We start from the raw sequence: 8,437 nt of genomic DNA on the forward strand, positions 1-8,437 counted from the left end.
AGTTCGGGGTTTGTTAGGCCATAATGACTGGCAAAACCAGAGATTCGGTCGCCTTGTGCAGGTCAAAGCCTGAGTTGCCCATCGAATTTTAGACCTAACTCCTCGGAATTTGAGAACTCTATCAACATGCGATTACCCTGCTATCTAAACAAACGGTTAAGGGTTTTAATCACCAAGGTCGGGGATTATGAAAATCTATCAAATTTTATTCCAATCCCGACTTCTAATTCTTCCAGTTTGGTAATAAGTTGAAACTAGCTCAATATAATCTTTAAAATCATCATTTTCAACCACAATACGATTCACTGATTGCCAGTCAATTTCTGCCCTAGATTTTGCTGGTAAAAATATCTCACTTTCCGAAGGGTTTTCCGTATCTAGAATAATGACTCCAATTCCATGAAGTGCAGACAACATACGCAGTTCTTGTTCAATATTATCAGTTATAGAAGTTGTGACTAAATATCCTTCATTAGCCCAACTAGAATTACTAACTGCTTGAAAAAAGCTACTTCTAATATTAGAGCTATTCAGTTCCTTTTTAACCTCAAAAGACCAGAGCCTCACTCTTCTTCCTTCTCCTTCTTGAACGCAAGTTCTGACCAACTCATGCCATTCCTTATCAATTGCCTGCATTGCCACAATATCAGGATGTAACCATTGATTTCCGCCTGCTCCCCGTTGATTCTTAGAGCGTTTATCATCAATTCTTTGACAATAAAGCTTGTATTCTATTTTGAGAAAATCAATTAAAAAGGGATAAAGCTCTAGTTCTGATAAAACTTTTGTGTACGGAAGAGATTGGACAAAAATTTCTTCTTCTAACTCACTATCTTCGTTGTTATTTTGAGAGACAGTAAAGTAGGAAGAATCTTGATCAATCAATTTTTCATTATCATACCAGTAAATTCTTGGACGAGGTTTATCCTGCCAGCAAATATGGGGATCTTTCTTGATAATACTATCCTTATTTGAGCCAATTTCAGCGACAACCTGAGAAATAAAAGCCCTATCGCTGGGAAATCTTTCATTATTTCGCTTTTCCTGATAGTCTTCGGGATACTTGGCAACAATCGCTTCTGCAATTTGTCTTGCATTAAATTTTTCTCCTGGATGCTGCTTTAAAAATTCAGCTATCTTTTGAACTTGAGATAATTTAGACATTAATCGAGATCAATAATAAGATAATGACTAAGTAACAATATTTCCTCTATGATATTCTATCAGATGATCGCTTTTTCTGTAGTCCGATCGCCGCTCTTGTAGAAACCCGACAAACTATTCCATTAGGGATGATTATAATTAATTGTGGGATCGCAATCTTGTAGGGTGCGTCCCCTATACCTTTCACCCTTTTAAATATAAGTGCGATCGCTTTTCTACGGGAACACAGAAACGGGTAGAATCAATCAATGCAGTTGTTTTCTTTCGAGGTGTCGTCATTACTAAGAAAGCTACTCGTTCCTTAGCCGGTATTGCCGGAATTGTCGCCGTTGCCACCTTAATCAGTAAGGTTTTTGGTTTAGTCCGCGAACAGGTAATCGCCGCTGCCTACGGTGTCGGGCCGGTGGTGAACGCCTACGCTTTTGCCTACGTTATCCCCGGTTTCCTGTTAATTCTCCTCGGTGGTATTAACGGCCCCTTTCACAGCGCTTTGGTCAGTGTTTTGGCCAAAAGAGATAAATCCGAGTCCGCGCCGATTGTGGAGACTGTCACCACCCTAGTCAGTGCCATTTTATTAGCTGTCACCGTCTTTTTAATCGTTTTTGCCAATATTTTTATCGATGTTCTCGCTCCCGGTTTAGATGCCGCCACCCGTGGCATGGCCATTCAACAACTGCAAATTATGGCCCCCATGGCGGTTTTAGCTGGTTTAATCGGCATCGGTTTCGGTACTCTCAACGCGGCGGATCAATACTGGCTACCGAGTCTCAGTCCGCTTTTTTCCAGTGTGGCGGTGATTTTCGGGGTGGGTTTGCTGGCCTGGTTGCTTGGCGATCGCATTGATAATCCGCAATATATTCAACTGGGGGGTTTTGTCCTCGCCGGCGGTACTCTCGTCGGGGCGCTCTGGCAATGGTTAGCACAAGTGGGCGCACAAGTCAAGTCAGGTTTAGGAAAATTAACATTTCGTTGGGATTGGCGGATTCCGGGGGTGTCGGAGGTGTTGCGGGTGATGATTCCGGCGACCTTATCTTCGGGAATGTTGCATATTAACGTTTATACTGACCTCTTTTTCGCTTCTTTTATCGAAAATGCCGCCGCTTCTATGCGTTACGCCAGTTTTATCGTTCTCACGCCCTTGGGCATCATGTCTAACATGATTCTCGTGCCGTTTATGCCGATATTTTCTCGACTGACGGAACCGGAAAATTGGGGAGAATTGAAGCAAAGAATCCGTCAGGGTTTATTATTGACGGCTTTAACCATGTTGCCCTTCACCGCTATCTTTATCGCCCTCGCTTTCCCGGTAGTGCGAGTTATCTATCAACGGGGTGCCTTTAATCTGGCTGCCTCGGAACAGGTGGTTCCCGTATTAATGGCCTACGGTTTCGGGATGTTTTTCTATCTCGGCCGCGATGTCTTAGTACGAGTGTTCTATGCTTTGGGGGATGGCGACACTCCCTTTAAGGTGAGTATGGTAAATATTTTTCTTAATGGTGTGCTGGATTTCCTCTTGTATAAACCTTTTGGTACCCCGGGGATTGTTTTAGCCACCGTGGGGGTTAATATCCTTTCTATGGGCATTTTTACGGTGATTTTAAATCGTCGTTTAGGGGGTTTACCTCTAGGAGAATGGGGTTTATCCTTGTTGGGATTAACGGTAATTACAATGCTTTCTGGTGTTGCTAGTTGGGGTGCTAGTTGGAGTTGGGAAAAGGTTTTTGGTGCTGGTAATATTTTCCTACAATTATTACAGTTAGGTTTTGCTTCGACCGTAGCGGTGGGTTTATTCATCCTCGGTGCGATGTTATTGAAGTTACCGGAATTAGACCTATTAATCTCGCGAGTTCGTCAGAAGTTCTTGAAAAAATCTTAGGTTTAAGTTGCTGCCTCACTAGATTAAAGAAAGGTTAAACCCTAGCTAACACCAAATCAGTTTTTAAGAGTCTGATTAACTCCCTCCCTCGCTCGTAATTACTGTTGTAGGGGACGGAAGAATTTTTTCAATTTGCTCGCTCTCTTTTTGTTTAATGTCAAACAAATCCAATCGGATTTGAAGATTTAACCAAAAATCAGGAGAGACTTGCAAGTATTTAGCTAGTCTTAAAGCGGTGCTAGGGGTAATCCCCCGACGACCGTTGACGATTTCGTTAATTTGCCGGTAGGGAACTCCGATTGCATCGGCAAGTTGACGTTGTGTGATGCCCATCGGCCGCAAAAATTCCTCTTTCAGCATCTGGCCCGGATGGGTGGGTCTTCTATGGGTAGGTATGCGAACCATGCTTATACTCCTTTTTTAACTGGAATGATAATCAACGATTTCAACCATTTTTGCCCCGTTTACAGTCCAGATAAAACAGATCCGGTACTGATCATTGATTCGGATACTATACTGACCTTGCCGATCATCGACTAAAACCTCTAAACGATTATTAGGTGGAATGCGGAGGTCATCTAGGGAGGTCGCCGAATCGACTAAATCGAGTTTTCGCCGGGCCACGTTCCATAAATTCCTAGGGCAGACTTTCCGTGCTTTTTTTGTATCCTCACCGTTGAAAATATCTTCAGTAGCTCTATTCCTGAACGAGAGGATCATAATAACACGGTAGCACGTTTGTCATGTTAGACATTGTTATATCGGAAATGCCAGTTTCCTTGTTCTGACTTTCCCGACCGACTCCTAACCCCAGCAAGAAACTTTTTCAGCAAACGCTATTTATTTTTAGGAATTGGGGGCAGTTGCGGTGATTTTCGGCGAGAATTAGCACCAGATATTTTCGGAGGTAGGGGTGCAGAATTGCGATTAGATAAACTTTGAAGGCTCTTTTTCATATTAGCAGGTTCCGGCAGTTCTAGAGTTACCCCTTCTCTAGCTATCATTGTTTCCTCTGGTAGGCATAAATCAAAAACAAAGGCGGAATTATTGGTTAAATCGGCAAATTCTAATTTTACCATCTCCGGAGAGGATTCTTGTGCTAATAAAGGTTCAATTTCGGTTTTAATTAACTGTTCTAATTGAGCCAGATAATTGATCTTAACAGGAGTAACAATTAAAGTTAACGTTTCTTGCCAACCTTGCCCCCCTAATTCTGCCAGAATATCCCCGTAACAGCGAATTTTCCAGCTACCTATTCCTAAATCTCGATAGGAAAAAATTTCCAGCCAACCCCCGGCATCCGATCGATAATAATGAGTATATCTTTCACTACTTTCGGGAGATTCGTAATCGATACGCACTTCAATATGGGCAAAAGGAGAATCCAGACGGGCCAAGAGACGATAGTTTCCCGAGACAATTTCTAGGGAATTAGTAGAAATTGTGTGTCCGTGATTCTCCCCTTGTTTTTGCAGTATAAATTCCATAATCTTAGCCTAGTCCTAATGTTTGGCCTTGACGCTAAAACTTAGGATTTGTGCCGAGAGATTTGTGCTTTTAATTCCCTTGCTTGTGTCAATAAATCCGCTTGGGTTAGACTAATTTGTTCTTGGGTGGCCATCCATTTCAGTTGTACCGTGCCATTTTCAGCCTCAGCATCCCCCAAAATTATACAGCCCACGGCCTTAGCTCGATCGGCCCGTTTAAATTGTTTCCCGAAAGCGCTGCCGCTTAAGTCCAACTCGACGCTAAACCCCAATCTGCGTAATTCCTGTGCTAATACCACACTGCGCTCCTCAGCTTTTTCTCCTTTGGAGACGAGATAAAAATCGGGAACCAAAAAAGATAAAGATTGCTTTTGTTGTAATAATATAATCAGACGTTCTAAACCGATCGCCCAACCCACTGCTGGTGTGTCTAGACCACCTAATTGAGCTATTAAACCATCATAACGACCACCACCGCAAACCGTCGCTTGAGAGCCTAAATCATCGGACTGAATTTCAAAGGCCGTATGGGTGTAATAGTCCAATCCTCGCACTAAACAGGGATTAAGATTATAGATAACTCCCAAATCAGTTAGTAAAGATTGTACCCGTTCAAAATGCTTTTGAGAATCCCTGCCGAGATGTTCAAGAATACTGGGTGCATTCTCACAGATAATCTTGGTTTTCTCGTCCTTACTGTCTAAAATTCGCAGGGGATTTTTTTCTAATCTCTCTTGAGAATCTGCGTCTAAATCAGCTTTGTAGGGAGTCAAATAATCTAGCAAGGCCTGACGATAATTTTGCCTATCTTGGGCATTTCCCAGGGAATTAAGGTCTAATTTTAGGTTTTCTAGCCCCACAGCTTTTAATATCTCGCTGGCAAGGGTAATTACTTCCACATCCGCCCTAGGGTCATCACTTCCCAATAATTCGACCCCGATTTGATGAAACTGTCGCTGCCTACCCGCTTGCGGACGTTCATAACGAAACATCGGCCCCTTATACCAGAGTCTTTGTACTCCTCCTGCAGCCTGTAATTTGTGTTCAATGTAGGCGCGAACGACCCCAGCTGTTCCTTCTGGTCGCAAAGTCAGGGAACGTTGACCGCGATCAAAGAAAGTGTACATTTCTTTACCTACCACGTCCGTCGCTTCCCCGATACCCCGTTCAAAAAGTTGCGTCTGTTCAAAAATGGGAGTTCGTATCTCTTGATACAGCGCAGTCCCTAAAATTCTGCTAGTGGTTTCCTCTAACCACTGCCAGTAACCGACCTCCGCCGGTAAAATATCTTTTGTGCCTCGGATTGCCTGTATTTCACCCATAGTTCTCGTTATTTTTATCCCTATTTCAACAATCTTAAACCGCTTAGAGTCACTAATACCGTCGATCCTTCATGACCGATGACACCAAGAGGTAAAGTTATATCACCGGCAAAATTGGCTATTAGCAATATGCCGATAAATGCGAGGGCGAAAGTGATATTCTGTTTAACAATGCGATTGGCACGACGACCGAGGTTAATAGCACTGGGAATTTTGGCTAAATTATCGGACATGAGGATAATATCGGCTGTTTCCAAAGCGACATCACTACCAGCTTTTCCCATGGCAATCCCCACATTAGCCATAGCTAAAGCGGGTGCGTCATTAATGCCATCCCCCACCATAGCGACAGTGTGATATTTTTCTTGCAGATTTTGGATGACGGTTAACTTATCTTCGGGCAGTAAATCAGCGTAAACTTCCTCAATGCCGAGTTTTTTAGCGACTTTATCGGCACTTTGTTGATTATCACCCGTAATTAAAACGATATGTTCGATACCGCTCTTTTTTAGTTTCTCCACCAGATTAACTGCCGAGTCACGAAGGGTATCGGCCACAGCGATCGCACCGATAATCTGATTCTCTTGTACTACCCAGACGAGGGTTTTACCTTCTTTTTGTAAACGTTCGCGGATAGCTAAGATATTCTGGTCAAGATCGGAAATATGGTCACGAATATAGGCAAAATTGCCCACAGATACCGACTTATCGGCAATTTTTCCCGTGATACCCCGTCCCGATACCGCTTGTACCTGATTAGCACTGAAGAAATTTATACCACGTTCCCTTGCTGTGGCGGTAATAGCGGCTCCGATGGGATGTTCGGAACAGGATTCTAGGGATGCAGCCACCGCTAACACCTCATTTTCGCTAACTGCATGGATGGGGATAATTTCCACCACTTGCAACTTACCAAGAGTGAGAGTGCCGGTTTTATCAAAAGCGATCGCTCGTAGGCGGCCGATCATCTCCAATCTTGCGCCATTTTTGAATAAAATCCCCTGTTTTGCCCCGTTAGCGATACCCGATAACAAAGCTGGCATAATTGAGGCCATTAAAGCACAGGGAGAAGCCACCACGAGAAAAATTAAGGCCCGATAGATCGTGGTTTCCCAGGTCCAACCCCAGAAAAAAGGCGGTAAAATCCCGAAAATTAAGCCCAAAATCACGATAATTTTCGCATAACCCCGCTCGAAACCTTCGATAAACTGTTGGGAGGGAGGGGATTCATTTTGCGCTTTTTCTACCAAACGAATCACCCTCTCAATTAAGCGACTTTCGGGGGGAGTTTCCACCTTTAAACGTAGCACTCCCGCACCGTTGAGAGTTCCCGCAAAGACTTCTTCCCCGATGGTTTTATCCACGGGAAGCGATTCCCCGGTAATTGGCGCTTGATTGATGGGACTGTTTCCCTCCATAATAATGCCGTCAATGGGGATTAATTCACCCGGTTTGACCAAAACTGTATCACCGATCCGTAATTGCTTGATAGGAACCTCTTTTTCCCTGTCTCCCGTGATTAATCTGGCAGTATCGGGAGTCATAGCCATGAGAGAACGAATATTGCGATCGGTTTTCGCCATGGCAATCTGTTCTAATGCACCACTAATGGCGAAAATCAGGATTAAAACGGCTCCATCGATGATGAGATAGTAATTACTGTCCCAGAGTCCCAAAATCGCCGCCCCCAAGGCCGCTACAATCATTAAGAGGTCCACATCCAGTTCTTTTTCCTCGCATAAAGTCGTCAATCCTGCTTGGGTACTCTCGTATCCTCCCACCACATAGGCGATCGCTAGTAGGATAAAAGCCGGGCCGATCAGATTAAAGTGTAGGCATAACCAACCAAAAAAGACTAAAATAGCGCAAATTCCCGCGGCAACTGCCGAGGAATACTCAGACAACCAAGAGGACGAAATACTCTGAATCATGGAGCGATGGCAATTAATTCTCTCCCCATTCTAGAAAACATTGGCTCGATGCAGAAAACCCCTATGACGTTATCCCCTGCAGCCAACTTAGCCGATAATAATTGGAATTTTGCCGAGGTTTGGAGCGATCCGCTGCTATCTCCTCCCTATATCTTGCTTTTACTGGCTGAATCTTCAGAAAACTATCGCGTTTACGATCCCTCTGAGGGTTATCAGGTGATATTCACCGGTGCGAGTTACGAGGAAGCGGAAAATTGGCTATTAGAGGACGAATTTGAACCGGTAGAGGGACGACTTTCCCCAGCAGCGATATAATTTCCTTATCTTCTTGACGCTTTTCTTCAAAACCCTTATTCTATATGCTGTTTAGCAAGAATTAGCGATCGCTACTTAACCAACTTAGACCCTAATAGGTAAAATATAAGCTGGGAGATTATGGTGAGAAGTTATGAAGTTGACTGTAACACTTGACCGTGACGAGGATGGGGTTTGGGTTGTAGAATGCCCCAGTATTCCGGGTTGTGTCAGCCAAGGTCAAACGAGAGCAGAAGCTCTGGAAAATATCAGAGATGCGATTATCGCTTGCCTTGAAGTTCGTGCAGAACGTGGACTACCGCTCACGATTGAAACTTGTCAAGTAGAGGTAATGGCCTAATC

At 43.8% G+C, this 8,437-nt stretch carries 9 protein-coding genes; 3 read left to right on the top strand and 6 right to left on the bottom strand.

Annotation, left to right across the window (positions count from 1 at the left end; genetic code table 11):
• Positions 1–198: 198 nt before the first annotated feature.
• Positions 199–1,164 (bottom strand): COG2958 family protein, encoded by a 966-nt coding sequence (locus tag IM322_RS21925; RefSeq protein ID WP_287674661.1) that lies wholly within the window; start codon positions 1,162–1,164, stop codon positions 199–201.
• A 244-nt stretch (positions 1,165–1,408) separates the two neighbouring features.
• Here IM322_RS21925 and murJ point away from each other — a divergent pair, with 244 nt between their 5' ends.
• The gene (gene murJ, locus IM322_RS21930) at positions 1,409–3,040 is read left to right on the top strand and encodes a murein biosynthesis integral membrane protein MurJ (protein ID WP_287674674.1); all 1,632 of its coding nucleotides are present in this window, start codon (positions 1,409–1,411) and stop codon (positions 3,038–3,040) included.
• Positions 3,041–3,115: 75 nt separating this feature from the next.
• Here the strand turns inward: murJ and IM322_RS21935 are convergent, their stop codons facing one another.
• From IM322_RS21935 to IM322_RS21955, 5 genes are all read right to left on the bottom strand, one after another.
• Entirely contained in the window at positions 3,116–3,445 is a 330-nt protein-coding gene (locus IM322_RS21935) for a HigA family addiction module antitoxin (RefSeq protein ID WP_287674663.1), read from the bottom strand.
• Between the two features lie 15 nt (positions 3,446–3,460).
• The gene (locus tag IM322_RS21940; protein ID WP_287674665.1) at positions 3,461–3,760 is read right to left on the bottom strand and encodes a type II toxin-antitoxin system RelE/ParE family toxin; all 300 of its coding nucleotides are present in this window, start codon (positions 3,758–3,760) and stop codon (positions 3,461–3,463) included.
• A gap of 116 nt (positions 3,761–3,876) precedes the next feature.
• Positions 3,877–4,527 (bottom strand): hypothetical protein, encoded by a 651-nt coding sequence (locus IM322_RS21945; protein ID WP_287674667.1) that lies wholly within the window; start codon positions 4,525–4,527, stop codon positions 3,877–3,879.
• Between the two features lie 41 nt (positions 4,528–4,568).
• Entirely contained in the window at positions 4,569–5,849 is a 1,281-nt protein-coding gene (gene hisS, locus IM322_RS21950) for a histidine--tRNA ligase (RefSeq protein WP_287674669.1), read from the bottom strand.
• A 20-nt stretch (positions 5,850–5,869) separates the two neighbouring features.
• On the bottom strand, positions 5,870–7,780 hold the full coding sequence (locus IM322_RS21955; RefSeq protein ID WP_287674671.1) for a heavy metal translocating P-type ATPase: 1,911 nt from the start codon (positions 7,778–7,780) through the stop codon (positions 5,870–5,872).
• A gap of 6 nt (positions 7,781–7,786) precedes the next feature.
• Between IM322_RS21955 and IM322_RS21960 the strand changes: the two genes are divergently transcribed.
• Complete coding sequence (locus IM322_RS21960; RefSeq protein ID WP_287674672.1) at positions 7,787–8,095, top strand: hypothetical protein; 309 nt, start codon at positions 7,787–7,789, stop codon at positions 8,093–8,095.
• A gap of 133 nt (positions 8,096–8,228) precedes the next feature.
• A complete protein-coding gene (locus tag IM322_RS21965) occupies positions 8,229–8,435 on the top strand; it encodes a type II toxin-antitoxin system HicB family antitoxin (RefSeq protein WP_008198193.1) in 207 nt (68 codons plus the stop codon).
• The last annotated feature ends 2 nt before the right edge of the window (positions 8,436–8,437 follow it).

It is taken from the genome of Microcystis sp. M109S1 (genome assembly GCF_020247025.1).
Lineage (GTDB): Bacteria > Cyanobacteriota > Cyanobacteriia > Cyanobacteriales > Microcystaceae > Microcystis.

Coding starts and splice junctions, on each gene's coding strand:
- IM322_RS21965 (WP_008198193.1), top strand. CDS start 8,229: ATGAAGTTGACTGTAACACTTGACCGTGACGAGGATGGGGTTTGGGTT.
- IM322_RS21945 (WP_287674667.1), bottom strand. CDS start 4,527: ATGGAATTTATACTGCAAAAACAAGGGGAGAATCACGGACACACAATT.
- IM322_RS21940 (WP_287674665.1), bottom strand. CDS start 3,760: ATGATCCTCTCGTTCAGGAATAGAGCTACTGAAGATATTTTCAACGGT.
- IM322_RS21925 (WP_287674661.1), bottom strand. CDS start 1,164: ATGTCTAAATTATCTCAAGTTCAAAAGATAGCTGAATTTTTAAAGCAG.
- hisS (WP_287674669.1), bottom strand. CDS start 5,849: ATGGGTGAAATACAGGCAATCCGAGGCACAAAAGATATTTTACCGGCG.
- IM322_RS21955 (WP_287674671.1), bottom strand. CDS start 7,780: ATGATTCAGAGTATTTCGTCCTCTTGGTTGTCTGAGTATTCCTCGGCA.
- IM322_RS21935 (WP_287674663.1), bottom strand. CDS start 3,445: ATGGTTCGCATACCTACCCATAGAAGACCCACCCATCCGGGCCAGATG.
- IM322_RS21960 (WP_287674672.1), top strand. CDS start 7,787: ATGGCAATTAATTCTCTCCCCATTCTAGAAAACATTGGCTCGATGCAG.